Below are 24,259 nucleotides of genomic sequence, written 5' to 3'. Positions count from 1 at the left end.
TCACTAGCTGTCAAGCCAAAGGCGCTGCTGTCGATTCCGACGGCAGCGCCTTTGCGGTTTTCTGCCGTCCGGGTGCCCAGAATCCGAGGATGACCGCAGAGACCCAGATGATCACGGCCAAGGTCAGTGCAGCTTGGTTCATGCCTTCGATGAAGGCTTCACGGGCGAAGTCCGCCAGTTGATCGCCTTGTGAGCCCGCGCTTTCCGCGATGTGCAGGGCCGCGGCCAAGGAACCCGAGACCGGTTCCTTGGCCGGCTCGGGCAGCATATCCACAGCAGGTTGAACATGCCGAGCGTACGTCGTGGCCAGGATGCTGCCCGCAAGCGCAACGCCTATCGCAGAACCGATTTCACGGGTGACGTCATTGATCGCCGACGCGACGCCCTGTTTGGCATCCGGTGTATTGGACACGATTGCAGCGGTAGCGGGTGTGGTGCACAGTCCCAACCCGATGGCCGCGACGATCAGGGGAATGCACACGTCGACGTAGCTCGATCCCAACTCCAACCGGGTCACGAGTGCGATTCCTGTGCCGAGAAGCGCAATTCCCACCGAGGTGAGAATTCGGAGTCCGACGAGCGGGATCAGCAGCGGCGACACGACGGACAGAGCCATGACGGGGACGGCCATCGGAAGAAGTGCGAGTGCTGATTGAAGTGGCGAGTAATCGAGCACGAGTTGCAGGTACTGCACAAGCATGAAGAACATTCCGAATGTGGCGAGGAACTGAAGTACGAGTGATGTTGCGCTACTACCGAATGCACGGTTCGCAAACAGTCCGACATCGAGAAGTGGATGGGCCGAACGCAATTCCACGAAGCTGAATACAACACCCGTGGCGATTCCGCCGATCAGAAGCGCAAGAACCACAGGGTTCAGCCACCCGCGGACGGGTGCTTCGATCATGCCGAGGACAAAAAGGCCGATCGCCGTGGCAATCAGTGCAGTGCCCAGAAAATCGAGTGGAGTTGTCTCCTCGTCCTTCGAGGACGCGATGGTGAACGAGGCCACCAGGATGAGGCCCGAGACGACGGCGAGGCTGATGAATATCGAATGCCACGACCACTTTTCGATCAGAAAACCGGATATGACAAGTCCGGCGATGGCGCCCGAGCCGGCCACGCCGGACCACACGCCGACGGCTCGACTGCGTTGGGTAGCCGGAAAACCGGCCGTGAGCAGTGAGAGTGTCGCAGGCATGACAAATGCGGCACCCACTCCCGAGACGACGCGGGAGGCGATGATCCACGACGGTTCGTCGATGAAGACGGGGATCGCGCTGCCTGCTGCAAAGACGACCAACCCGAACATCAGCAGTTCGCGTCGGCCGTAGCGGTCACCGAGTGCTCCGGCGGCCAGCAGCAGGCAGGCGAGCACGAGTGTGTAGCCGTCGACGATCCAGGTGAGCTGAGTTTGGGTGGCGCCGGTGTCACGGGCTATGTCGGGGAGTGCGGTGTTGAGTGCAGCCATGGCTGCGACCACCAATGCCACCGCGCAGCACGAGACGGTCAGCATCCAGATCTGCCGCGGCGTCCAGGTGCTCTGTTCGATCTCCGTCTTACTGGTCACGAAGCCTCCCATAGAAACGAGACCATCAGTATCGTTGGGAGAATGCTAGTTCCACAACCCCAGGTTGGGTATAACTGTGGTTGTGACAACGGTTCGCTCTGATCGGCAGGCAGCAGACGAGGATCCGCGCAAACTGCGATCCCGGACTCGATTGCTCGATGCTGCAACAACACTTCTTGCCGAAGGCGGAGTCGACGCGGTGACGATCGACGCCGTCACCAAGCTCGCGAATGTTGCTCGCGCGACGTTGTATCGGCACTTCGACAGCGGCACCGAGCTGGTGGCTGCTGCCTTTGCGCGGCTACTGCCGTCCGTACCGGCACTATCGGGAGAGGGCGATCTGCGAGCGCAGCTGCTCGAGCTTCTCACCAATCAAGCCAAGGCCATCGAGAGCGCTCCCGTACAGGTCACAGCGATGTGCTGGCTCGGCTTGGGGCCTGATCTGACGGGCTACTCGAGCGCGGCCGCGTTGACCGAGCGCCAACCGGAGATGCGGTCGCTGCGGCAGATGATCATCGAGCAGTACCGGGACGCGTTCGACCGGGTCCTGCGTACGCCCGAGGCCATCGAGGAATTGGGGGAGTACGACTACGACGTTGCGCTCGCGCAGTTGGTCGGTCCGTTGGTGCTCACGAAGTTGGCAACCCTCACCCCGTTGGGGGAATCAGCGTGTGCGCAGATAGTCGACGACTTCCTCGTGGCAAGGCGAGCGTGAGATAGCTGCGGTTCGAGATCTTTAGGGTTCGAGATTTCGTCGTAGTACGTACTGTTCGAGGCGGTCGATGCCACGCACGCGACGCGGCCGGAGGTGGCGGAGCTTGAAATTGGCATCGTCGCTCACTGCGGCAGCCAATTCCGAATCGATCAGGACCGTGCCGGGACGCGCGGAACTGGTGAGACGGGCAGCTTTGTTGACCACCGACCCGTACAGATCGCCGAAACGCACGAGCGTCGGACCCATGGCAAGACCCACGCGCAGTTGTGGATCGTCGTGGTCGGCGAGCACGGCGCTTTGAATCTGCAAGGCGATTTCGGCAGCGTGACGGGGGCTTTCCACAGCGAACATCACCTCGTCACCGACGGTTTTGACGACCCACCCGAAGTTTCGGCCGATGATTTCGGTTGACGCGGATTCGAAGCGTTCGAGCAAATCGTTCAGCTCGGTGGGATCCAGTCCCCGAGTCAGCGAGGTGTATCCGACTATGTCGGCAAAACCGACGATCAAGATTCGGCTGGAGAATTCTTCTCCGGGATTTCCGACGTTCCGTCCCGTCGACGAAGCGATGTGCCTCTTCCACACGTAGGTCTGGAGCGATTCGACAGCGGGGATGATCTCGGCGCCGAGTCGCAGAATTTGCTTCCGGATCGCCTCGGGATCGTCATCCGCGGACTCCGTCAATTGATCGACGATGTGAGTGCCGATGATCGACACCTGCCATTCGGCGAGACGCGACATCGATTGGCCCAGCGCGCGCGCCGCAGCGACTTCGCTACTGCGCGAGATGATTCCACGATCGACCATGGTGATGATGCCCTGCAACGCATCGGCGTCCTGTTGGGTGAACATGACGGCGTCCGGGTCGTCGTCGACGGCAAATCCCATCGCGACCCACAGGCGATCTGCGCGCTCGCGGGAAACACCCGCGAATTCGGCGATCTGAGACTGCGTGTAACAACGAGGACCGCCGAGGAGGAACTCTTCGACGTCGGACTGAATGCGGCTGAAGGTAGGGGCGTCGAACCCACTTCGCGACAGTGACGCGGATGGTTCGGTGCCCTCGTCGATCGGTGCTGACTCCGAACTGCTCACTGTGCTCCTTGCGTCCCATGTTGCGGTGTTGTCGACACTATCTTTCACGTGCTGCCTGCCGAACAGTACTGAATTCGGCGAACCTGAGCGGCGCTGCGCGGGAACACGTCGGTGCCCTGTGCAAGAGTTGCCCCGAGAAAAGCTCTACCGACACTCTCGAAAGGATTTGCGCATGCCACCCCGTAGACGTTCCGGCGCTACCGCATCAACGCCGGATCACCTCACTGCGGAAAATTTGGCAGCTCTCGCCACGGCAGTCGCCGAAGGCAAACGCGCCACCGTATACCTGCGCGAGGCAACTCCCAGCCTCGGCATCGACGCAGGCACTTCCGCGAAGGTGGTGTCGGTGGACGGAAATACCGTGCTGATTCGCCCCAAGGGCGTGAACGACGAATTGCCCTTCGAGGCAGAGGAATTGCGAATCAACCGCGTCGCGTCGACGCCCCCCAAGCCGGCGCCCCGCCCTAAACCAGTTGTGGAGTCCGAACCGCTCATGGAACCACTCGTCGAAACTCGGCCGAAGCCCCGAACCGTACCGGCAGCAGCCGCTCCGGCCCCTGCGCCCGTTGCGGCTCCCGCGCCTCGTCCGGCGGTCAAGCGTGCCAAGAAACTACCGCCAGGAGTCAGCGTCACCATCCATGCCGGCGCCGACAACGACTGGAGCGTCACCGTCACTTTGGGAGCCAAGCGGCCGGGCAAAGCGGTCCCGGTGGCACCCGATGCAGTTGAGCGCGCAATCCGCGAACTGGGTGAACCGACGGCCATCGAAGCCGTCGAATCGATCATCGTGGAGGCGCGCGACGCAGCGGCCGCGAGGGTGGACGAGCTCAGCCGTCAACTCGAAGAAGCACGCAAGATGCTCGAAGCGCTGGGGACCAACGAGTAACTCTCCTGCGTAGGTGCCGAGTTTCCGGGGTATGCGATTTGTGCAGCGGGGACTATCTCGGCGGGGAGTGTGTGATGTTGCAGAGAATCATTTCCGTTTTGGCGGCGGTCGTAATTGCACTGGGACTCGGGTTGGTGGTCACAGGGACGGCCGTTGCCGCGGCAACACCCCTCGGCGGGGGCAGCGGCATCATCATCAGCGACGAGACGATATGTACGTTGACAACGATCGGGCGTGACAACGGCGGTCGGCTGGTGGGGATCACTGCAGGTCACTGTGGCGGACCTGGTTCGACGGTTGTTCCGGAGGACGACGAGGGAGCCGGGGTCGTCGGCACCTTCGTCGAGTCCAATTCGGAGCTCGACTACGCCATCATCGAGTTCAATCCGGCAAAAGTGACGCCCGTGCGGACCGTTGACAGTGCCACCATCACGTCAATCGGCCAGCCGGCGAGCTTCCCGGCCATCGCCTGCAAAGAAGGTCGGACAACGGGGCAGACGTGCGGCGTCGTGTGGGGAAATCTGAGCGCCGACGCCCAAACCTGGACGCAGGTGTGTGTTGATCACGGCGATTCCGGAGCCCCTGTCACCGTCGGAACCACATTGGTGGCGATGGTGAACGCCTACCTGTACGTGCCGTGTCTGGGGCCGGAACTCGGCACCAACATGTCCTCGATCATCGCGGATATCAATTCCGATGGAGGCGTCGGTGCCGGGTTCCAGCCGATCTAGATCGGTGCGCTGTCTGGCATCAGCGCGCTACCTGTTCGGGTTCAGCCGCACACTGCTCCACCTGACGCTGATCCCACCAGCTTGGTGTACTTCGCCAGCACACCGCGTGTGTAGCGCGGAGGAAGTGGCTCCCAACCTTCTTTGCGGGCAAGCAGTTCCGAGTCGTCGACAAGCAGTTCCAGCAGTCCGGTACTGACGTCGAGCCGGATCTGATCGCCGTCGCGCACAAACGCGATGGGACCGCCGTCCACCGCCTCGGGCGCGACGTGCCCGACGCATAGGCCGGTCGTTCCGCCGGAGAATCGTCCGTCGGTCAGCAGCAGGACGTCTTTGCCCAGGCCGGCGCCCTTGATGGCGCCCGTAATGGCCAGCATCTCGCGCATTCCGGGGCCGCCCTTGGGTCCTTCGTATCGGATCACCACAACATCGCCGGCAGTAATCGTGCCGTCCTCGAGAGCGTCCATAGCGGCGCGTTCGCGTTCGAAAACTCGTGCAGTACCGGTGAATACGTCGGATTCGAAGCCGGCTGACTTGACGACTGCGCCGCCGGGAGCCAACGAGCCCTTGAGGATCGTGATGCCGCCGGTCGGGTGAATGGGCTTGTTCATCGCCCGTAGAACCTTGCCGTCCGGATCGGGCGGGGTGATGTGCGCCAGATTCTCCGCCACGGTCTTGCCGGTAACGGTCAGGCAATCGCCGTGCATGAGACCGGCGTCGAGCAACGCCTTCATGATGACGGGAACTCCGCCGATGCGGTCGACGTCGGTCATGACGTGTTTTCCGAAAGGCTTCACGTCGGCAAGGTGGGGAACCTTGGCCCCGACACGAGCAAAATCGTCGAGTGTCAGAGGCACATACGCTTCGTGAGCGATCGCGAGGAGATGGAGCACCGCATTGGTGGAACCACCAAATGCCATGACAACCGCTATCGCGTTCTCGAATGCTTCCTTGGTGAGGATGTCGCGGGTGGTGATTCCCCGACGAAGGAGTTCGACGACGGCTTTGCCGCTCTCGCGGGCGAATCCGTCGCGTCGACGGTCGGGCGCAGGCGGCGACGCGCTGCCGGGAAGGGACATGCCCATGGCCTCAGCAGCACTGGCCATGGTGTTTGCGGTGTACATACCGCCGCAGGCACCCTCGCCGGGGCAGATGGCGCGCTCGATGGTGTCGACGTCTTCGCGGCTCATCAGCCCGCGGGCACACGCTCCCACGGCTTCGAAGGCGTCGATGACGGTGACTTCGCGTTCAGTGCCGTCGGACAGCTTTGCGACGCCAGGCAACGTCGAACCGGCGTAGAGGAACACGCTGGCGAGGTCGAGACGAGCGGCCGCCATCAACATGCCGGGCAGTGACTTGTCGCAGCCGGCAAGGAGGACGGAACCGTCGAGGCGCTCGGCCTGCATGACCGTTTCCACGCTGTCCGCGATGACTTCACGGGAGACGAGGGAGAAGTGCATACCCTCGTGACCCATCGAAATGCCGTCGGACACGGAGATTGTGCCGAATTCGAGGGGGAACCCACCGCCCTCCCGGACACCTTCCTTGACGGCTTTGGCAAGGCGGTCGAGGGACAGGTTGCACGGGGTGATCTCGTTCCAGGAGGACGCGACGCCGATCTGGGACTTGACCCAGTCGTCGTCACCCATTCCTACTGCTCGCAACATGCCTCGCGCTGCGGTCTTTTCCAGTCCGTCGGTGACGTCACGACTTCTGGGCTTGATGTCGGGTTCGGTCATTTGCCAAGCATAGGCTCCACCTGTGCGCCTTTCTGGTAGCCGGCACTACCGAAAAGGCGCACAGGCGAAGCCTGGGTGAGCATTCCGAAGCTCTCTTGAACATCTGTTCAGATGCAGATTCACTCCTAGCGTGCACACGAATGCCTTTGATCGAATAACCAGACGTGGCCTCCTGCAGAGTTCGGCAGCACTTGCCGGTGCGGTGGGCCTCGGTGTCGCCTCGGCGAACCGTGCGAGTGCCGCGGTGCCCGCCGGCTTCAACCACGGCGTTGCGTCCGGCGACCCACTGGCGGACGCCGTCATCATCTGGACGCGCATCACACCGACGGCCGACGCGACCCCGGGTTCGGGGATCGGGCCGGCAGTGACGCTGAACTGGCACGTCGCGACCGATGAGGGGTTTGCGACTGTTGTGGCGTCGGGAAGCATTGTGGCTTCGGCAGATTCGGATCACACTGCCAAAGTTGATGTGACGGGACTCGATTCCTCCACTACGTACTGGTACCGATTCACCACCGGTTCGGTAGTTTCGCCAGTCGGCCGCACACGCACCGCTCCGTCGAATTCGGCAGATCTCGAACGGATGCGCTTCGGTGTTGTCTCCTGCTCCAACTGGGAGGCCGGGTATTTCGGTGCCTACCGCCATCTCGGGTTCCGGGAGGATCTCGATGCGATCATCCACTTGGGCGATTACATCTACGAATACGGTCAGGGGGAATACGGCGCGAGAAACGGATCGGTACGGCTGCACGAACCGGCACACGAGATCATTTCCCTGGCCGACTACCGAATCCGGCACGCGCAGTACAAGACTGACCTGGACCTTGCTGCTCTGCATCTGAAACTGCCGTTCATCACCACGTGGGACGATCACGAATCGGCGGACAATGCGTTCCGGGACGGCGCCGAAAACCACACTCCCGGTGTCGAAGGCGATTGGGCGGATCGAAAGGCCAACTCGGCCAAGGCCTATTTCGAGTGGATGCCGGTTCGGCCCTCTGGCAGTGGTTCGAGCGTTCAACTGTACCGGCGGTTCCGCTTCGGGAACCTGGCAGAAATCTCGATGCTGGATTTGCGCACGTACCGCGACGAGCAGCCCACATTGCGTCAGGTCGACGACCCGAATCGCACCATTACCGGACGCGCGCAAATGGATTGGCTCACCAGCGGCATCGTCAGCTCGCCGGCGCAATGGAAGATCGTCGGCAATCCCGTCATGATCACCCCATGTGTGTTTCCGCCGCTCGAACCGGCTACTACCGCAGCGCTGACCGAATTGGTCGGACTTCCGCAGGCCGGGTTCCCGTACAACACCGATCAGTGGGACGGCTACACGGCCGATCGCACACGTCTGTTCGACGCCATCACGTCGAACAACGTTGACAACACAGTCTTTATCACCGGTGACATTCACACGTCGTGGGCGTGTGACCTGCCCACTAACGCCGCCAACTATCCGGGTGGACCGACCGTCGGAGCCGAGTTCGTCGTTCCGTCGGTGACCTCTCCCAACATCGACGACATGTTGAAAGTGCCGCCGCGCACCGCATCCGTTGCGGCAGAAGAAGCGTTCAAGGCGGTCAATCGCCACGTTCGGTACGTCGAATTGGATTCGCACGGCTACGGCGTATTCGACATCGCCCGCGACGGTACCCAGATGGATTGGTATTTCGTCGACAACGTCACCGATCCACAGAGCAACGCCCACTACGCAACCAGCTACCACCTGCCTGCCGGTGCCGGTGCCAGGGTAGCTCCGTCCTTCAGTCCGCTCGACCCGAACTCGTACCGACCAGGAGTCAACCAGTGAGCCTCGAACTCTCCCGCCGCAACGTCTTGATCGGCGGAAGTGTGCTTGCCGGAACAGCTTTGCTCGGTGCGCCCGCGCACGCGGGTGTGCCTACCGGTGGCGGTCTGCCCGATGTCGACGTCTACGTCATCGTTGTCGACGGTATGCGCCCGGACGAACTGCGAGCAGATCTCACTCCGATGCTGACCGGCCTGGCCGCGGGCGGTGTCCACTACCCGAATGCCAGCGCGATCAACATCGCCGAGACGCTTCCCAACCACACGGCGATGATGACGGGTGTGTACCCCGTGCGTTCGGGTGTGCCGGCCAATTCCGTCTACGACCCGGCGATCGACAAGAAGCGCGACCTCGATCAGGCGTCGGACCTGCGGACGTCGACGGTCCTCGACCGCGCGCGCACCGAACTCGGATTGACCACAGCGAGTGTGCTGTCCAAGCAATACCTGCACGGACTGTTCGGTGATCGCGCATCCGTCGTCTGGGATCCGCAACCGCTGCTTCCCGGCACCGAGCACGCCCCGGACAACTTCACGATCGACGCGTTGATCCGGATCGTCGGCGAGAACTCACCGCGGTTGTCGTTCACCAACCTCGGTGACGTGGACCGTGTTGGTCACCTTGACCTTTCGGGACCGTCGATTCGGATCGCGCGGACCGCCGCACTGCAGAACACCGACAATCAGGTACGACGCTTTGTCGATTTCCTTCACAGCACCGGACGGTGGAATCGGAGCGTCCTCATCGTGCTGGCCGATCACTCGATGGACTGGTCGGAGCCAACGCGCCTTATCGGGCTGGATCGTCCGCTCAACGCAGATCCGTTGTTGGCCGGGAAGATCCGCATCGCGCAGAACGGTGGCGCCGATCTGATCTACTTCGTAGGACCGGATCAGGAACGGGCAGAGGCTGTTCGACGTATTCAGGAAATTGTCTCCGCCGTCGACGGTGTCGAATCGAGCCATCTGCCGGCGGAATTCAATCTCGGTGACAATGCCGGTGACGTTGTTGCGTTCTGCGCACAGGGGTGGCGGTTCAGTGATCCGACACCGCTGTCCAACCCGATCCCTGGCAATCACGGCCACTCCGTGACACTGCCGATTCCGTTCTTCCTCAGTGGTGGGCATCCTGGCCTCGACGGCGGCCGCCGCGTCGACACCCCCGTGTGCACGATCGACGTGGCGCCGACAGTGGCGGCACTCTTGGGCCTTCCGGCACCGACTGGCGGGTGGGACGGTGCCGCTCGCACGGCGGGTGTCGCGGTAGGTGTCTAGCGGCGGTCAGTAGCATGACGAGGTGACGATCAACCGCAGTCGCAAAGCCCGATACGCGCGCAAACGCAAGCGCCGGATGGACAGCACGACACACGACCTCAGCACCGAGCAGTGGGCCGCGCTCAGATCCTCGTGGGGTGGGTGCGCCTACTGCGGCGCGCAAGACGTACCGCTGCAACGTGATTGTGTTCTCGCGATCTCGCGCGGTGGCCGTTACACCCTCGACAACATTGCGCCGGCCTGCGCGTCGTGCAACGCCAGCAAATGCAACAGCGAAGTCACACTCTGGTTGCGTCGCAAAGGGTACGACGAGAAGTCGTTCTTACTCCGTCACGCCGAGATCGGTATCGATCTGAGAGGGCGTTTCTCGGAGGCAGATCTCCTTTAGCGCGTCTCCTTCAGCGCGGATCACGGCCGGTCAGTGCCATCAACTTGTCCTGCAGAGGCGAGTCCTCGGGAATCTCGACCGGGGCGGCAAACAAACCGCTTTCGGCCAGCATGTCGCGTTGACCGTCGAGATCGGACCAGACGGCTTCGACGAGCGTCTGATCCAGTCGATCGTCCGCACCGACGGCTCGCGCCAGATCCCACGCGTGAATCGTGACGTCAGAGGTCTGCTGACGCAGATACGGCTCCATGTCCACCGTCCCGTAGGACAGATGAACCTGCGTATCGAGATTGGTCGATTTCCAGGCATTGATCGCGGCCTCGGAGTACTTCTGCCATTCGGTCCACAGATCGTCGCCCACCGGAACGATGTCCGGCGTCGCTTCGCCCACGGTCAGCCCGGACAGTAGAGGTGGCACCCACTGTTGTTCCTCGATCACATGACGAACCAGGTGTTCCACCTGCCAGTCGGAATCCGGGGTAGGCGCATTCCAGTCCTCGACCTGAGCGAGTCGTGAACCGAATTCGCGGTGGGCAGTGAGCACGAGTTCGAGCCAGTCAAATTCCACACTGGAGGGTAACCCGATCTTGGCGGGCTCAATCGTGTTTTCGTTTTTGCTGTCGGAGGTGATGGCTAGTCTTCACGAGTATGAGCGAAGTAGTGTCTCCGGCCGCGGCGCGTCGCATCGCGCTTGCAGCGCAGGGGTTTGGAAAAGCGCATCCTGCAGCCGTGACACGACGCAATTTGATCGGGGTAATGGACCGATTGCAGGTGCTCCAGATCGATTCGGTCAACGTATTCGAGCGCAGTCATTATCTGCCGATCTATGCGCGAATGGGTGCGTACGACAAGTCGAGACTCGACCAGCTCGCCTTTGCACCAGGATCGGGATACCTCGAATACTGGGGCCACGAGGCGACATTCCTGCCCGTCGACATGTGGCCGCTGTTCCGTTGGCGAATGGATCAGTTTCGGGAAAAGGCCCTCGCAGACAAGGACGGATGGGCGTCCGAGCGTCTCGACTTCCTCGAGTGGCTGCGCAGCGAATTGCGCGACAACGGGCCGATGGCGGCGAGCGAGGTCGAGCACGACGCGAACACGCGGCGCGGACCCTGGTGGGGGTGGTCCGACGTGAAGGTCGGCCTGGAGACCCTGTTCCGATGGGGCGAGGTGGTATCGGCAGGTCGAACGGGGTTCGAACGTCGCTACGCACTCGCCGAGAACATACTGCCGCCGGCGATACTCGACGCCGGGGTGGAGCGGCCGGACGCGATCCGTGAGCTTGTGCTGCGCGGAGTGCGGGCACACGGACTGGGCACTCTCGACGATATCGCCGACTACTTTCGACTCCCCAGCGCCGAGACAAGAGTTGCACTGCGAGAGCTCGAAGACGCCGGCAGCGTGCGCCCTGCCTCCGTCGAAGGTTGGGAGCGTCGAGGAAAGCCGCGAGAGGTATGGATCGATCCTCAGGCTAAACGGCCAAGGGCAATTCGGGCCGACGCTCTGTTGTCTCCCTTCGATCCGGTCGTATGGGCGCGTGATCGAGCGTTGCGGCTCTTCGACTTTCACTACCGGATCGAGATCTACACGCCCGCCCACAAGCGGGTCCACGGTTACTATGTCCTGCCGGTGCTGATCGACGACAAGATCTGTGCGCGAGTCGATCTCAAGAATGACCGTCAGAACCGTCAACTGCTCGTGCGCTCCGCCTGGGCAGAACCCGACGCCGACGCAGATACTGCACCGCGCCTGGCGGCGCTGCTCCGACGAACCGCACTCTGGCAGGGCTGCGAGACCGTCGTGGTGGAGAACAAGGGAACGATGGCGGCGGAGTTGGCGGACGCGATGAGAGCTGTGCCGGACGCAGCCTTAACGCACTGAGTGCGCCTCCCCTGATATCGGGGGAGACGCACTCGGTGATTGCTACGTGTTCAGCGAAGAGCGGCCAGCGCGTCGATGCGCTTGACGGCGTCTTCCATGATGCTGTCGATCAGTTCCTTGCAGCTGGGTAGATCGTTGATCATGCCGACAACCTGACCCGACGCCAGCACACCGGCTTCGGTGTTACCTTCCACCAGACCGGCTTTGAGCAACATCGGGGTGTTGGCAGCCATGATGATCTGCATGATGGTGCGGTCGCCGGATCGCTTCATCGCGATTCCGTCCTTGGCGAGCGTTGACCACTTCATGCCGGTCATTGCCTTGAACTTCATGGCGTTCTTGGCGGCAGCGATCAAACCGGTTGCGTAGCTGGAACCTTCGAGGCTGTTGACCAGGTCGGTGTTGAGCACGCGGTGCGGCATGCCGTCGACCTTCCGTGAAACGGTCGTATCCGTCAGTCCGCGCTTGAGATATTCCTGCTTGACGGAATCCGGTACCGAGGAATCGCTCGTGAGCAGGAAACGCGTGCCCATTGCGACGCCGGCAGCACCGTACGCGAGTGCAGCCGTCAGGCCGCGGCCGTCGAAGAAACCGCCACCGGCGATAACCGGAATGTCGACGGCGTCGAGGACCGAGGGGAGCAGAAGGGTTGTTGCCACACCGCCGGTGTGACCGCCACCCTCGCCGCCCTGGACGACGACGGCGTCCGCGCCCCAGGATGCAACCTTCACGGCGTGCTTCGCCGCACCGATGGACGGAACGACAACGATGCCGTTGTCCTTGAGCTTGGAGATCAGATCCTTCTTGGGAGCCAAGGCAAAAGAGGCAACCTTGACACCTTCGCGGATGAGCAGATCGATACGCTGCTTCGCGTCGGTGGCGTCGGCGCGCATGTTGACGCCGAAGGGCTTGTTCGTGAGCTGCTTCGTCTTCTTGATCGCGTGCTCGAGCTCGTCGTACGTCATCGTGGCCGAAGCCAGGATGCCCAGACCACCGGCGTTAGCCGTCGCCGACGTGAGAGCGGGACCGGAAACCCAGCCCATGCCTGTCTGCACGATCGGGTAGTCCACGCCGACCAGTTCGGTCAGCGCAGTCTTGAGGGTGGGGGTCATGCCGAGACCTCACGGTCCCGCAGGTTGCGCGGGTCGAGCGTCTCGCGAATGAGGTGGAGCTCTTCTACTGTGGGTTCGCGGGTGACGCCTGCCTCGGCGAGTCCGGCAACCTCGAACGAGGTGTTCTCGGCAACCTCTTCGGCCGTGACGCCGGGGTGAAGGCTCAACGCGCGGAAGGTGTTTCCCGGTCCGCCGAAGTCGAAGACACCGAGATTGGTGACAACGCGGGGGATGTTGAGGTACTTGTATGCCGGGTTCTCGGGATCGATCTGGTCGTAGCCGACGCCGCACACCACGTCGACCTTGTCGACGAACACTCGCTTGGAGTGCTTGGGGACGAAGTAGCTCGTGGCGTGGTTGATCGTGTTACCCGGAGCGCCGCGCACACCGAACATCTGACGCGACGGCTGCTGAAGCGGGCCGAAAGCGGAGAGGTTCTGGTTACCGTGGCGGTCGAGCTGGTTTGCGCCCATGACCACGTGGCGACGACCGGAAGCGACCACGTCGAACACCTTGCGGAACGGCATCCATCCTTCGATGGGGCCCTTCGTTCCCACTGCCGGGGTGTCCTCGAGGATGAGGGCTTCGCCGTCGGTGATCAGGAGATCGGGTTCGGTGGTCAGGCGGGCAAGGCGAGCGCCGATGGTCGATGACGTCGACATCGGGCTGGCCATGATTTCACCTGCGCCGGAGAAGATTTCGGCGCAAGCCAGGACTACGTACTCTGCGCGGGTGACGGTGGATTCGCTCATGACGCCTGCTCCTCTGCAAACTTCTTTACTGCGGCCTGGTAGTCCTCTTCGCTGCCGGAGAGGAAGGTGTCGACAAATGCCTGCCACGACTCGGGGGTCTTTGCGGCTTCGGCGTAGTGACGCTGGAACTTCTCGTCGCGGCCGTAGCTCTCGCCGGCGAGGGTGAAGTGCGCGCCGTTCGGGGCCTCGACGACGCCGTCGACCATCATGCGGTTGATCAGAAGATTCTGCAGCGGAACGGATTTGACCAGTTCCTCGGTTTCGACGATGCGTTCCACCGAGACGTAACGCTTCTCCGCTGCCATGCAGTACAGGTCGTCGAAGTACGGGTCGACGCCGTTGTACGCGGCATTGCCGTGCTTGTCACCGAGGTTGAGGTGAACGAACGACGCGTCGAGGTTGAGCGCGGGCATCGCGATCAGAGTCTCGGAGCGGCCGTCGGCCTCGGGGTACGGGGAGGTGACGGTCTTGAGTTCGTCGCCCCAGAAGTTACGGACATCGGATCCCAGACCTGCGCGGATCGGCAGGAAGGGGAGGCGGGCAGCTGCAGCTTCGAGGCCGCACTTGACCATTCCCTCGTCCATTTCGCGGGACTCGATCTCACCGTTGGTGCGTGCCTTTGCAAACCACGGGTCGTAGAACGGAGCCGAGTCCAGGGACACGAAGCCGTAGTACGCCTTCTTGACCTTGCCGGCCGAGCACAGCAGGCCGAGATCCGGTCCACCGTACGTGACGACGGTCAGGTCCTTGATGTCCGAACGCAGGATCGCGCGCACGAAAGCCATCGGCTTGCGGCGAGATCCCCAGCCGCCCAATCCGATGGTCATTCCGGAGCGAAGCTCGCCGACAACCTCGTCGAGCGACATTGTCTTGTCACGCTTGCTAGCCATGATGTCTCAGCCTTCCTTCTGGGTTGCGTTCTCACGCGGCTTGCCGGTTGCGACGAACTCGTCGCGATGCTCGTCGGACACACCGAGCAGGTTGAGCTCGAAGGTGTATCCCTGCTCGAGGCGGTAGCTGCTCTTGACGTCGACGGGGTCGATGCCGTTGATGGCTTCCTTCGCGCACCGGATGATGCGGGTGTCCTTGGCGGCGATCTTGGCGGCGATCTCGCGGGCGCAATCGTCGAGCTTCTCGCGCGGGACGACGTCGTAGACGCTGCCGAACTGCTTGAGTGTGTGGGCGTCGACGCTCTGCGCCGTGTAGTACAGCGTGCGCATCATGTGCTGCGGTACCAGGCGAGCGAGGTGGGTGGCTGCGCCGAGTGCACCGCGGTCGACCTCAGGGAGGGAGAAGATCGCGTCGTCGGACGCGACGATGACGTCAGCGTTGCCGACCAGGCCGATGCCGCCGCCGACGCAGAAGCCGTTGACTGCCACGACAACCGGAACGGCGCAGTCGTAGACCGCGGCAAAAGCAGCAGCGCAACCGCGGTTGGCAGCAACCAGAGCGTCGTAGCCGTCGGTGGCCTGCATCTCCTTGATGTCGACGCCGGCGTTGAAACCACGGCCTTCGGCTCGCAGGATCACGACGTGGGTATTGAGGTCCTTACCTGCGGCAAGGATCGCGTCGGCGAGATCGAACCATCCCTGCGACGGGATTGCATTGACCGGTGCGTAGTCGATGGTGACCGTGGTGATGCCGGTCCCGTCGGAGGAGGTGCTGATGCCCATAGCGGGTTTCCTTACGTCTGTGTACCAAACCAAGCGATTGCTTGGTAAGTTAGCACACAAGCGGAGCCGACAAGCCCGAGCAGAGTGCAATAGGAGATAAAAATGAGTGGATTGGTCGATGGACGAGTAGTCATCATCACCGGGGCAGGTCGCGGTATCGGACGCGCGCACGCACTGGCATTCGCGGCAGAGGGCGCCAAGGTTGTCGTCAACGACATCGGCGCAGGCGCGGACGGCTCCGCAACCGGCGAGAGCCCAGCCGAGCAGGTAGTCGCCGAAATCATCGCAGCCGGCGGCGAGGCCGTCGTCAACGGTGACGACGTCGCAGACTGGGCGGGTGCGGAAAACCTCATCAAGACCGCCATCGACAACTTCGGTCGCCTCGACGTGCTCGTCAACAACGCCGGCTTCCTGCGTGACCGCATGCTCGTCGGCATGAGCGAAGCCGAATGGGACGCCGTCACCCGCGTCCACCTCAAGGGTCACTTCGCGCCCCTGCGCCACGCCGCTGCCTACTGGCGCGCCGAGGCCAAGGCAGGCAACCCGATCGACGCACGCATCATCAACACCAGCTCGGGCGCCGGACTGCAGGGCTCCATCGGCCAGGGCAACTACGCCGCAGCCAAGGCCGGCATCGCCGAGATGACCATCCAGGCAGCAGCAGAGTTCAAGAATTACGGCGTCAGCGTCAACGCAATCGCGCCGTCCGCGCGTACCCGCATGACGGTCGGTGCCGGCGGCGCCATGGCCGAGATGATGGCAGCTCCGGAAGAGGGCTTCGACGCCATGGCTCCGGAGAACGTCTCACCGCTCGTCGTGTGGCTCGGTAGCGCAGAGTCCAAGGATGTCACGGGACGCGTCTTCGAGATCGAGGGCGGCAAGATCACCGTCGCAGAAGGATGGCGTCACGGACCGAGCGAAGACAAGGGTGATCGCTGGGATCCGAAGGAAATCGGACCCGTTGTGGCATCGCTGTTGGAGAAGGCCGAGACCCCGACGCCGGTGTACGGAGCTTAGGGTCTTCGGCCCCGTGCGCCTTTTTGGTAGTGCGAACTACCAAAAAGGCGCACAGGGGCTTTGCCCCTACCAGATCTTTACGCGCTTTTCGGGCTCCAAATACAGTGCATCACCGGGCTTGACGTCGAACTCCTCGTGAAAGACATCGAGGTTGCGGACGACGCCGTTGCAGCGGAACTCCGGCGGTGAATGCGGGTCGACGGCGAGTCGACGCAATGCCTCGGCCTCGCGCGCCTTGGTCCGCCACACCTGAGCCCAGCCGAAGAACACGCGCTGCAAACCGGTGAGACCGTCGATAACGGGCGGTTCGGTGCCTTCGGTCGCGATCTTGTATGCCGCGATCGCGATGGACAGCCCACCCAGATCGCCGATGTTCTCGCCGATCGTGAACTCGCCGTTGACATGATGACCCGGCAGTTCCTTGGGTTCGAATTCGTTGTACTGCTCGATCAAAGCTTTTGTGCGCTTGCCGAATTCGGTGCGATCGTCGTCGGTCCACCAGTCGACCATGTTGCCGTCGCCGTCGTATTTGGCGCCCTGATCGTCGAAACCGTGCCCGATCTCGTGACCGATAACAGCACCGATTCCGCCGTAGTTGGCGGCGTCGTCAGCGGCGGCGTCGAAGAACGGCGGCTGCAAAATAGCTGCGGGGAAAACGATTTCGTTCATACCCGGGTTGTAGTACGCGTTAACCGTCTGCGGTGTCATGAACCACTCGTCGCGGTCGACGGGGCCGCCCAGCTTTGCGAGATCGCGGTCGTATTCCGCGGCGTATCCGCGGCGGTAGTTGCCGACGACGTCGGTGGCCGAGATCTCGAGACCCGAGTAGTCACGCCACTTGTCGGGGTAGCCGATCTTGGGAGTGAACTTGTCCAGCTTGGCCAGTGCGGCCTTGCGGGTATCCGGACTCATCCACTCGAGTTCGGAGATGTTGCGACGGTAGGCTTCCTGCAGATTGCCGACCAACTCCAGCATGCGTACCTTGGCCTCGGCCGGGAAATGACGCTCCACGTACAGCTTGCCGACGGCCTCGCCGAGCAGGTCTTGGACCAGGCCGACGCCACGCTTCCAGCGCTCACGGTTCTCCTCGGTGCCCGAGAGCGCGGTGCCGTAGAACGCGAAGTTCTCGTCCACCAACGAGGAATGCAGGTACGGAGCGCGCGCATGGATGACTTTCCACGCAGCCCATGCCTTCCAGTCGTCGAGTTCTTCCGACGCCCACAGTGCGGTGAAGGTGTGCAGGAATCCGGGCTGGCGAACCACGATTTCCGAGAACTTCTCGGACGTCGTTCCCAAGCCGGACAGCCAAGCAGCCCAATCCAATCCGGGGTTCTGCTCGGTGAGCTCCTCGAATTCGACGAGGTTGTAGCTCAACTCGGCGTCACGACGCTTCACGACGTCCCAGTGCCCGGCCGCGATCTTCTTCTCCAGGTCGAATACCCGCTGCGCTTCGTAGCCGAGTCCGGCGAGGTTGAACATTTTCTCGACGTGGGCGACGAACTTGTCGCGAATTTCGGCGTAGTTGTCTTCGCGGTAGTACGACTCGTCGGGAAGGCTGATACCCGACTGACTGAAGTGAATGAGGTAGCGCTCGGAGTTCTTGGCGTCGGTGTCGACGTAGTGCGCGATGGCGCCGCCGACACCCGTGCGCTGATGGCGTCCGATCACGGTAGCCAGCGAAGAACGATCGGCCGCGTCCGCAATTGCGTCGAGTTCGTCGTCGATCGGGGTGAGACCGGCAGCCTCGATAGCGTCGGCATCCATGAAACTCGAGTACAGATCGCCGATGCGTTGGGCATCGGTACCGGACTCCGGTGACGACGCGGAAGCCTCGGTGATGATGGTCTGCACATCTTCCTCGGCCTTGTCGTACAGCGTGCGGAAAGCGCCGTCGACTGCGCGGTCTGCGGGAATCTCGTATTCGGCGAGCCATTTCCCGTTGACATGGACGAACAGGTCGTCCTGCGCGCGGGTCTCGCTGTCTAGGTGGGTGAGGTCGATGCCTGAGCGATGAGCCGTGGTCATTTCTCCATCCTTACACGATCACCACAATCCGCTCAGTCGTTATCGTGAGCCGTTCAGTGCTCGGGCGATCTGCGTCACCACAAGTTCGGGTGTGAGCGTCAATTGATGCCAACTGAACCGCCCGCTTCCGGTGATCGGGGTCAGGCGTCGATACCCAGATTGATGACGGCGAGGTATGACCCGTCCGACTGCTTTTCGACGGTCATCATGCCGGTGTCGGAGAAGATGTTGTCGTTGGAATTGTTGGTGTTGTTCTCACGGCCCGTGTGCTCGCTGTACGGGCTGACGGAATACACCTCGTCGAGAAGGGTCTCCTCGAAGAAGGTCTGCGTGGTGAGGACAGTCTTCTTGTCGATGTGAACCTTGACATGGATGTGCGTGGTGCGGCCCATGTACCAGCCCGGGAAAATGGTGGTGAACTGCGCGATGCCGTTTGCGTCCGTGGTCTGGGCGCCACGCAGGTAGGTGCCGTCGTCGGTGGTGGTGGCTTCGCTGTCACCGACGCTGTACGAGCCGTCGGAAGTTTCGCCGGAGCCGCCCATAGAACCCATGTCGCCGCCCATACCGCCGCCGGGTGCGCCCGACGGCGGCTGACCCATTCCGCCTGCCGGGGGTTCGCCCATGCCACCGGACGGAGGAGTTCCACCGCCGCCGCCACCGTTTGCGCTCAGTGAACCGGACTCGAAGCCGGAGTACACGCCGCCTGCGTCGCAGTGCCAGATTTCGACGACGGCGTTGCTGACGGCGCCGATGGTGCCGTCGGCGTTGCAGATGCTGTTGTCCTGTACCCGCAGTGCGACCTGGAGGGTGGTGCCTGGTCGATCTTCGCGGATATCACTGCGGATGGAGTCGACGTCGAACCAGTACGGGCCCTGAGTTTCTTCCTCGCTCATGACGCACTGTGGTGCCTTGGCGAGCAGCGCGGTGACAGCGTCGCCGGAGGTAGCCGAGGCAGCAGCGGCGCCGGTGCCGGCGGTGGTCGTGGAGGCCGCAGCGGTGGACGTGGTGGTTGAATTGCCGCTGTTGCCGGAACATGCGGCGATGAGTCCACCGAGGCTGATGGTCCCGCCGAGCGCCAGTGCTCGCCTGCGACTCACTCGTTGCCGACTGGCTTCGATGTCTTTGTTCACGCGTCTACCTCCATTGATCTGGGCTGTTGAATCAATGGTGGACGAGCGGTCTGGCGCGGGGCTGGTTATCAGCTGTGAACTTGCTGGGAGATCATCTGGACGCTCGAGGTGGCGCGGATGTAGACCTGACCGGTGTTGTCCACGATGCGCGATTCGATGAGTGCGAGCCTACGTCCGGCGCGGATCACGTTGGCTTCGCCGCGCATGACGGGACCACCGATGGCGGGTGAGCGCAGGAAGTCGATCTTGTGATCGAGGACGCGGTAATCCTGTTCGGCGGTGGTCAGGGTTTGCGCGGCGAGCCCGGTGATGGCGTCGGTGGCGGAGATGAGTACACCGCCCTGTACTGCGCCGAGCGGGTTGGCCATCCATTCGACCGGCGCAAGTTCGCCGACGACAGCGCCTGGCGTTACCTCGGTCAGCGTGAGGTCGAGGAGTCCGGCGAGCGGTCCACGCTTGATAGTTCCGGCCAGGATTCCTTCGACGACGTCGGATCCGCTCAGTCCACTCAGGTCACTGACTTCTTCGGGAACCGGCACATCGAGGGCAGGGCCGGCGATGTAGTCGTCGGGTGCAACGACGGGTGGCCGCGAGACAATCATGGCGCGCCCGGCCATCACTGCCAGAAGTGTGCTGTCGTCACCGCGTAGTTGTCCCGACGCCAGTCCAACTCCGTCGTCGAGGTGCACGAGTGCACCGGTGGCTCCGACTGTTCCCGTCGACGGGATATCGGCGGCCGCACTGACCGTGACCTGTGCGAGCACCGACTGGTGACCCGAAGTGAGCCCCGAGTACACAGCCCCACCCATGGCGCCGTCGATCATGACGCCGAGCGATCCGAGCACTGTGCGTCCGCGGTGGTCGTGGAAGCGGTCCCCGATTGTCTGCGCGAAGCTGAGATCGCCAGGAGTGATCGCTACTGCGCGTACATCCATCAAGGTGTTGAGGGGATCAAGTTTGACGGTGGGCGCGGAGTTGTCGATGCTCATGTATCGAGTATCGCCCGTACCGGAGATGGGACCGGTCGCCGGGTCTCAGCCACCGATACGTGCGTGCATTTCCCAGACCAGCACTTCGGCACCGGTTTCGGAGGTGACGAGTTGTCCGCCGGAGTCGCTCATGCGTACGGCATCACCTTCGTAGAGGGTGCCGGTGCCCTCCATATCTGCGGTCCCTTCGGCCACGAAAACGTGGAGGAACGGGGCGTTCGGCAGGGTCACACTTGTGCCGGGGAGAATCCGCGCCACATGCAGTGCCGCGTACTTGTTGTTGATGCGGATGGCCGAATGATCTTTGTAGCGATCCATTCCGGAGGCGACGGGTATGAGTCCGCCGCGTAGGAGTTCGTCGTCGATTTCGAGTTGTTCGTATCCGGGAGTCAGTCCACCCTCGTCGGGCGCAACCCACATCTGGATGAAGTGCACCGGATCGGAGTGCTCTTGGCCGCCCAGACGCCACGAGTCGTTCTTCTCGCTGTGCATGATCCCGGTGCCTGCGCTCATCCGTTGCGCGAGTCCGGGATAGATGACACCGGAGTGCCCGATGGAGTCTTGGTGAACGAGCGAACCGCGCAGCACCCAGGTAACGATTTCCATGTCCTTGTGCGGATGGGTGTCGAATCCGGTACCCGCGAGCACGGTGTCGTCGTTGTTGACGAGGAGCAGGCCGTGGTGAGTGTTGTCGGGGTCGTAGTGCTGCCCGAACGAGAAGGAATGCTTCGAATCAAGCCAGGAGATGCGGGATTTCAGGCGATCACCGCTGCGGTGGACGTCGATGTGCGGGGTTGTGAGCGCCGACATGGCGTTCCTCCTTTGGGGCCGAATGCTTTCAGCGTACGAGATGGGGCCGCAGTCCGGCGTGCATCTCCCAGATCAGAACTTCTGCGGGTTCCGCGGCGGTGACTCGATGTCCGCCGGTTTCCTTGAGTCGCAACGAATCTCCGGTCGAGAGAGTGTCGACGCCCTCGACTGTGACGGAGCCCTGCGGGATGTAGGCGTGAACATACGGGGCGTCCGGCAGGGTTATCGTCTGACCGATGTCGAGGCGTGCAACGTGCAGCGCCGCAAACTTGTTGTGAAGCGTGATCGCGCTGTGATCACGATGCGCGGGCATTCCCGACGCCAAGGTGATCAGGCCACCGGCGTCGAGTTCGGTATTGACGTCGAGTTCCTGATAGCTCGGAGTGATCCCGGATTCGTCTGGTGGAATCCACATTTGGACGACGTGGACCGGTTCTGTGTGGCGGGTACCGTCGGCGCGCCGGGTGTCGTTGCGCTCGGAATGCAGTATCCCGGTTCCGGCGCTCATTCGTTGCGCGAGGCCGCGATGAATTTCGCCGGTGTGCCCAGCTGAATCCTGGTGGACCAGGGAACCGCTGAGCACCCACGTCACGATTTCGGTGTCGAGGTGTTGATGGGTGTCGAAACCGGAGCCGGCTTCGACGATGTCGTCGTTGTTGACCAGAAGTAATCCGTGCGCGTAAGCGGCGTGGTCGAAGTTTCCGGCGAAGGGGAAGCTGTGACGGGACGTGAGCCAGCCGTAGTTCAGGTGCGCACGTTCATGCGCACGCTGAACTACTACCGATTTCATGTCAGCTCAGAGTTTCGTGGGCTGCCGGGATGGAACCGAGGCGTCCGGCCTGGAAGTCCTCGAATGCCTGCATGACCTCGGACTTCGTGTTCATGACAAACGGTCCGGCCATGGCGATGGGCTCGCGGATCGGCTTGCCGCCGAGGATGAAGACCTCGAGCGATTCGGTCCGTGAATCCTGGCGATCGGATGCGGCGATGGTGATGGAGTCGCCGCGTCCGTACACGGCGGTCTGGCCTGCGCGGATCGGCCGACGCTCTGCGCCGACGGTTCCCTCACCGGCAAGAACATAGGCGATGGCGTTGAACTCGGGGTTCCACGGCAACGTGACGCTGGCGCCAGGTGCGATGGTCGTGTGGGACAACGCGATGGGCGTGTACGTCGATCCCGGTCCGGCGTGGCCGGCGATCTCGCCTGCGATGACGCGTACCAATGCGCCGCCGTCGTGCGACGAGAGCAGAGCGACCTTGTTTCCGGTGATGTCCTGGTACCGCGGCGCTGCCATCTTGTTGTCTCGGGGGAGGTTCACCCACAGTTGGACGCCGTGGAAGAGGCCGCCGCTGACAACGAGGTGCTCCGGGGGCGTCTCGATGTGGAGGATGCCGCCACCTGCGGTCATCCACTGGGTGTCACCGCCGCCGATAATGCCGCCGCCGCCGTTGGAGTCCTGGTGCTCCATGATGCCGTCGATCATGTAGGTGACGGTTTCGAAGCCGCGGTGCGGGTGCCAGGGCGTGCCCTTGGGTTCTCCGGGGGCGTAGTTGACCTCACCCATCTGGTCCATGTGGATGAACGGGTCGAGTGCGGAGAGATCGATGCCCGCGAATGCGCGGTGTACGGGGAAGCCTTCGCCTTCGTAGCCGACGGGAGCGGTGGTGATGCTCTTGACGGGACGGCTGACTGCGGACGCTGCAGGCTCGTCGAGCCGGGGCAGGGCCAAAATATTCTCGACTGTCACAGCAGGCATGTCGTAACTCCTTGCACTCAGGTAGTTGATTGTTCAACTATCTCATGCTGACTCAACAATGTCGAGCCTGCGATATTCCCGAGGCTCGACATTGCGGCGATCAGCGCAACAAGCTTCCCAGTTTTTGTGCGGCGGCGATAACCTCCGCGCCGAGTGCGTCTTGGTCATCGGCGTGGAAAGCGGAGATTCCGATACTGGTGATGGCGTCGCCGCGGCGTCCGGGAACTGCCGCCGATATGCCGTGGACGGAAGGGGTGATCTCGCCGATCGTCGACGCGTAACCGCGCGCACGGGCAATACGCACTTCGTCTCGTTCACCGTCGACGGGTGGGAGTGAGGCCAGCATGGACAGGCCGGCGGAGCCGCGGTCGATCGGATCGACCTGGCCGGGACGGAAGGCGACGTGCATTCGGGCGCTGCGTGGCTCGACGACCATCAGTGCGCGAACTTCGGTCTCGCTCTCGCGGACCACGAGGTGGGCCGTCGCTTCGGTGGCGTCGGCAAGTTCTTCGAGGATCGGGCGGGCGAGGGTTCGTAAATCCTGCTCCACCGGTTCGGCGAGGGTGACCAGTCCTGCGCCGAGTGTGACGCGTTTGAAAGTGTCCTTGCGGCACAAGTGATGTGCCTCGAGAGTCCGGATGAGTCGGTGCGCGACCGTCCGGTGAACTCCGATGCCGTCGGCAATGTCTGTGACCGACAACCCGTGCGGATAGGAGGTGAGGAGCTCCAGAATCTCGAGTCCGTGATGGAGAGTTTTCGACATGCCGGAGTCCACTTGAACTGGACTTATTCGGGGTCGATGGTCATCACTGAGTTCGCGCATCGAGTTCGCTCCTTGACGTTTGTGAGGTGGGCCACCTACGCTTTGTTCATATCGCACGGCCTGTGCGATTATCGCACACATTCGACAG

23 protein-coding genes are annotated in these 24,259 nt (G+C 62.5%); 8 read left to right on the top strand and 15 right to left on the bottom strand.

Annotation, left to right across the window (positions count from 1 at the left end):
• Positions 1-10 precede the first annotated feature (10 nt).
• Complete coding sequence (locus C7T36_RS09420; RefSeq protein ID WP_033236647.1) at positions 11-1,582, bottom strand: MFS transporter; 1,572 nt, start codon at positions 1,580-1,582, stop codon at positions 11-13.
• Positions 1,583-1,652: 70 nt separating this feature from the next.
• Here C7T36_RS09420 and C7T36_RS09415 point away from each other — a divergent pair, with 70 nt between their 5' ends.
• Positions 1,653-2,285: a TetR/AcrR family transcriptional regulator gene (locus C7T36_RS09415; protein ID WP_045066706.1), complete on the top strand. Its 633-nt coding sequence runs from the start codon at positions 1,653-1,655 to the stop codon at positions 2,283-2,285.
• A gap of 21 nt (positions 2,286-2,306) precedes the next feature.
• On the opposite strand, the gene C7T36_RS09410 is transcribed toward C7T36_RS09415, so the two are convergent.
• Positions 2,307-3,356, bottom strand: coding sequence for an adenylate/guanylate cyclase domain-containing protein (locus C7T36_RS09410; protein ID WP_371851348.1), 1,050 nt, complete (start codon positions 3,354-3,356; stop codon positions 2,307-2,309).
• A 196-nt stretch (positions 3,357-3,552) separates the two neighbouring features.
• Here C7T36_RS09410 and C7T36_RS09405 point away from each other — a divergent pair, with 196 nt between their 5' ends.
• Positions 3,553-4,266 (top strand): DUF6319 family protein, encoded by a 714-nt coding sequence (locus tag C7T36_RS09405; protein ID WP_033236649.1) that lies wholly within the window; start codon positions 3,553-3,555, stop codon positions 4,264-4,266.
• A gap of 74 nt (positions 4,267-4,340) precedes the next feature.
• Entirely contained in the window at positions 4,341-4,997 is a 657-nt protein-coding gene (locus tag C7T36_RS09400) for a serine protease (RefSeq protein ID WP_045064893.1), read from the top strand.
• A gap of 41 nt (positions 4,998-5,038) precedes the next feature.
• On the opposite strand, the gene ilvD is transcribed toward C7T36_RS09400, so the two are convergent.
• Entirely contained in the window at positions 5,039-6,733 is a 1,695-nt protein-coding gene (gene ilvD, locus C7T36_RS09395; protein WP_033236651.1) for a dihydroxy-acid dehydratase, read from the bottom strand.
• A gap of 130 nt (positions 6,734-6,863) precedes the next feature.
• On the opposite strand from ilvD, the gene C7T36_RS09390 reads away from it, so the two are divergent.
• The 3 genes from C7T36_RS09390 to C7T36_RS09380 are packed head-to-tail and all read left to right on the top strand — an operon-like array spanning position 6,864 to position 10,202.
• The gene (locus tag C7T36_RS09390; protein WP_045064891.1) at positions 6,864-8,543 is read left to right on the top strand and encodes an alkaline phosphatase; all 1,680 of its coding nucleotides are present in this window, start codon (positions 6,864-6,866) and stop codon (positions 8,541-8,543) included.
• Positions 8,540-9,814 (top strand): alkaline phosphatase family protein, encoded by a 1,275-nt coding sequence (locus C7T36_RS09385; RefSeq protein WP_045064889.1) that lies wholly within the window; start codon positions 8,540-8,542, stop codon positions 9,812-9,814. The genes C7T36_RS09390 and C7T36_RS09385 overlap by 4 nt, the downstream gene beginning before the upstream one ends.
• A 22-nt stretch (positions 9,815-9,836) precedes the next feature.
• Positions 9,837-10,202 (top strand): HNH endonuclease, encoded by a 366-nt coding sequence (locus C7T36_RS09380; RefSeq protein ID WP_233366212.1) that lies wholly within the window; start codon positions 9,837-9,839, stop codon positions 10,200-10,202.
• A gap of 10 nt (positions 10,203-10,212) precedes the next feature.
• Here the strand turns inward: C7T36_RS09380 and C7T36_RS09375 are convergent, their stop codons facing one another.
• Complete coding sequence (locus C7T36_RS09375) at positions 10,213-10,770, bottom strand: TIGR03086 family metal-binding protein (protein ID WP_045064887.1); 558 nt, start codon at positions 10,768-10,770, stop codon at positions 10,213-10,215.
• 80 nt (positions 10,771-10,850) lie between these two features.
• On the opposite strand from C7T36_RS09375, the gene C7T36_RS09370 reads away from it, so the two are divergent.
• The gene (locus C7T36_RS09370; RefSeq protein ID WP_045064885.1) at positions 10,851-12,083 is read left to right on the top strand and encodes a winged helix-turn-helix domain-containing protein; all 1,233 of its coding nucleotides are present in this window, start codon (positions 10,851-10,853) and stop codon (positions 12,081-12,083) included.
• Between the two features lie 50 nt (positions 12,084-12,133).
• On the opposite strand, the gene C7T36_RS09365 is transcribed toward C7T36_RS09370, so the two are convergent.
• From C7T36_RS09365 to echA20, 4 genes are read right to left on the bottom strand one after another with little or no spacing between them, the layout of a single operon-like run.
• On the bottom strand, positions 12,134-13,195 hold the full coding sequence (locus C7T36_RS09365; RefSeq protein ID WP_033236657.1) for a nitronate monooxygenase family protein: 1,062 nt from the start codon (positions 13,193-13,195) through the stop codon (positions 12,134-12,136).
• The gene (locus C7T36_RS09360) at positions 13,192-13,947 is read right to left on the bottom strand and encodes a CoA-transferase subunit beta (protein WP_033236658.1); all 756 of its coding nucleotides are present in this window, start codon (positions 13,945-13,947) and stop codon (positions 13,192-13,194) included. Before C7T36_RS09360 ends, C7T36_RS09365 begins: the two co-directional genes overlap by 4 nt.
• The gene (gene ipdA, locus C7T36_RS09355; protein ID WP_033236659.1) at positions 13,944-14,837 is read right to left on the bottom strand and encodes a cholesterol ring-cleaving hydrolase subunit IpdA; all 894 of its coding nucleotides are present in this window, start codon (positions 14,835-14,837) and stop codon (positions 13,944-13,946) included. The genes C7T36_RS09360 and ipdA overlap by 4 nt, the downstream gene beginning before the upstream one ends.
• Before the next feature lie 6 nt (positions 14,838-14,843).
• Positions 14,844-15,620: a (7aS)-7a-methyl-1,5-dioxo-2,3,5,6,7,7a-hexahydro-1H-indene-carboxyl-CoA hydrolase gene (echA20, locus tag C7T36_RS09350; protein ID WP_033236660.1), complete on the bottom strand. Its 777-nt coding sequence runs from the start codon at positions 15,618-15,620 to the stop codon at positions 14,844-14,846.
• Positions 15,621-15,722: 102 nt separating this feature from the next.
• Between echA20 and C7T36_RS09345 the strand changes: the two genes are divergently transcribed.
• Positions 15,723-16,637 carry an SDR family oxidoreductase gene (locus C7T36_RS09345; RefSeq protein WP_033236661.1) on the top strand — a complete coding sequence of 305 codons (915 nt, stop codon included), beginning with the start codon at positions 15,723-15,725 and terminating at the stop codon, positions 16,635-16,637.
• A 66-nt stretch (positions 16,638-16,703) separates the two neighbouring features.
• Here C7T36_RS09345 and C7T36_RS09340 read toward each other — a convergent pair whose 3' ends face one another.
• From C7T36_RS09340 to C7T36_RS09310, 7 genes are all read right to left on the bottom strand, one after another.
• Entirely contained in the window at positions 16,704-18,662 is a 1,959-nt protein-coding gene (locus C7T36_RS09340; RefSeq protein ID WP_045064883.1) for a M13 family metallopeptidase, read from the bottom strand.
• A 140-nt stretch (positions 18,663-18,802) separates the two neighbouring features.
• On the bottom strand, positions 18,803-19,792 hold the full coding sequence (locus tag C7T36_RS09335; RefSeq protein ID WP_045064880.1) for a protocatechuate dioxygenase: 990 nt from the start codon (positions 19,790-19,792) through the stop codon (positions 18,803-18,805).
• A 68-nt stretch (positions 19,793-19,860) separates the two neighbouring features.
• Positions 19,861-20,781 (bottom strand): PaaI family thioesterase, encoded by a 921-nt coding sequence (locus tag C7T36_RS09330; protein WP_045064878.1) that lies wholly within the window; start codon positions 20,779-20,781, stop codon positions 19,861-19,863.
• 45 nt (positions 20,782-20,826) lie between these two features.
• On the bottom strand, positions 20,827-21,591 hold the full coding sequence (locus tag C7T36_RS09325) for a pirin-like bicupin family protein (protein ID WP_045064876.1): 765 nt from the start codon (positions 21,589-21,591) through the stop codon (positions 20,827-20,829).
• Between the two features lie 28 nt (positions 21,592-21,619).
• The gene (locus C7T36_RS09320; protein ID WP_045064874.1) at positions 21,620-22,381 is read right to left on the bottom strand and encodes a pirin-like bicupin family protein; all 762 of its coding nucleotides are present in this window, start codon (positions 22,379-22,381) and stop codon (positions 21,620-21,622) included.
• A 1-nt stretch (position 22,382) separates the two neighbouring features.
• Entirely contained in the window at positions 22,383-23,348 is a 966-nt protein-coding gene (locus C7T36_RS09315; protein WP_033236667.1) for a pirin family protein, read from the bottom strand.
• A gap of 100 nt (positions 23,349-23,448) precedes the next feature.
• Entirely contained in the window at positions 23,449-24,171 is a 723-nt protein-coding gene (locus C7T36_RS09310) for an IclR family transcriptional regulator (RefSeq protein WP_045064872.1), read from the bottom strand.
• Positions 24,172-24,259: the final 88 nt, after the last annotated feature.

Origin of the sequence: Rhodococcus sp. AD45-ID, assembly GCF_003023755.1 — a bacterium.
In the GTDB taxonomy this organism is placed as follows: Bacteria; Actinomycetota; Actinomycetes; order Mycobacteriales; family Mycobacteriaceae; genus Rhodococcus_F; species Rhodococcus_F globerula.
Note: the sequence above shows the minus strand (reverse complement) of the source record. Positions and strands in the feature narration are given on the sequence as shown.

Bases quoted from the DNA above. Each gene is read 5' to 3' on its own strand.
- C7T36_RS09315 (WP_033236667.1), bottom strand. From the start codon at position 23,348: ATGCCTGCTGTGACAGTCGAGAATATTTTGGCCCTGCCCCGGCTCGAC.
- C7T36_RS09400 (WP_045064893.1), top strand. From the start codon at position 4,341: ATGTTGCAGAGAATCATTTCCGTTTTGGCGGCGGTCGTAATTGCACTG.
- ilvD (WP_033236651.1), bottom strand. From the start codon at position 6,733: ATGACCGAACCCGACATCAAGCCCAGAAGTCGTGACGTCACCGACGGA.
- C7T36_RS09370 (WP_045064885.1), top strand. From the start codon at position 10,851: ATGAGCGAAGTAGTGTCTCCGGCCGCGGCGCGTCGCATCGCGCTTGCA.
- C7T36_RS09365 (WP_033236657.1), bottom strand. From the start codon at position 13,195: ATGACCCCCACCCTCAAGACTGCGCTGACCGAACTGGTCGGCGTGGAC.
- C7T36_RS09420 (WP_033236647.1), bottom strand. From the start codon at position 1,582: ATGGGAGGCTTCGTGACCAGTAAGACGGAGATCGAACAGAGCACCTGG.
- ipdA (WP_033236659.1), bottom strand. From the start codon at position 14,837: ATGGCTAGCAAGCGTGACAAGACAATGTCGCTCGACGAGGTTGTCGGC.
- C7T36_RS09325 (WP_045064876.1), bottom strand. From the start codon at position 21,591: ATGTCGGCGCTCACAACCCCGCACATCGACGTCCACCGCAGCGGTGAT.
- echA20 (WP_033236660.1), bottom strand. From the start codon at position 15,620: ATGGGCATCAGCACCTCCTCCGACGGGACCGGCATCACCACGGTCACC.
- C7T36_RS09310 (WP_045064872.1), bottom strand. From the start codon at position 24,171: ATGCGCGAACTCAGTGATGACCATCGACCCCGAATAAGTCCAGTTCAA.
- C7T36_RS09340 (WP_045064883.1), bottom strand. From the start codon at position 18,662: ATGACCACGGCTCATCGCTCAGGCATCGACCTCACCCACCTAGACAGC.
- C7T36_RS09405 (WP_033236649.1), top strand. From the start codon at position 3,553: ATGCCACCCCGTAGACGTTCCGGCGCTACCGCATCAACGCCGGATCAC.
- C7T36_RS09320 (WP_045064874.1), bottom strand. From the start codon at position 22,381: ATGAAATCGGTAGTAGTTCAGCGTGCGCATGAACGTGCGCACCTGAAC.
- C7T36_RS09360 (WP_033236658.1), bottom strand. From the start codon at position 13,947: ATGAGCGAATCCACCGTCACCCGCGCAGAGTACGTAGTCCTGGCTTGC.
- C7T36_RS09345 (WP_033236661.1), top strand. From the start codon at position 15,723: ATGAGTGGATTGGTCGATGGACGAGTAGTCATCATCACCGGGGCAGGT.
- C7T36_RS09330 (WP_045064878.1), bottom strand. From the start codon at position 20,781: ATGAGCATCGACAACTCCGCGCCCACCGTCAAACTTGATCCCCTCAAC.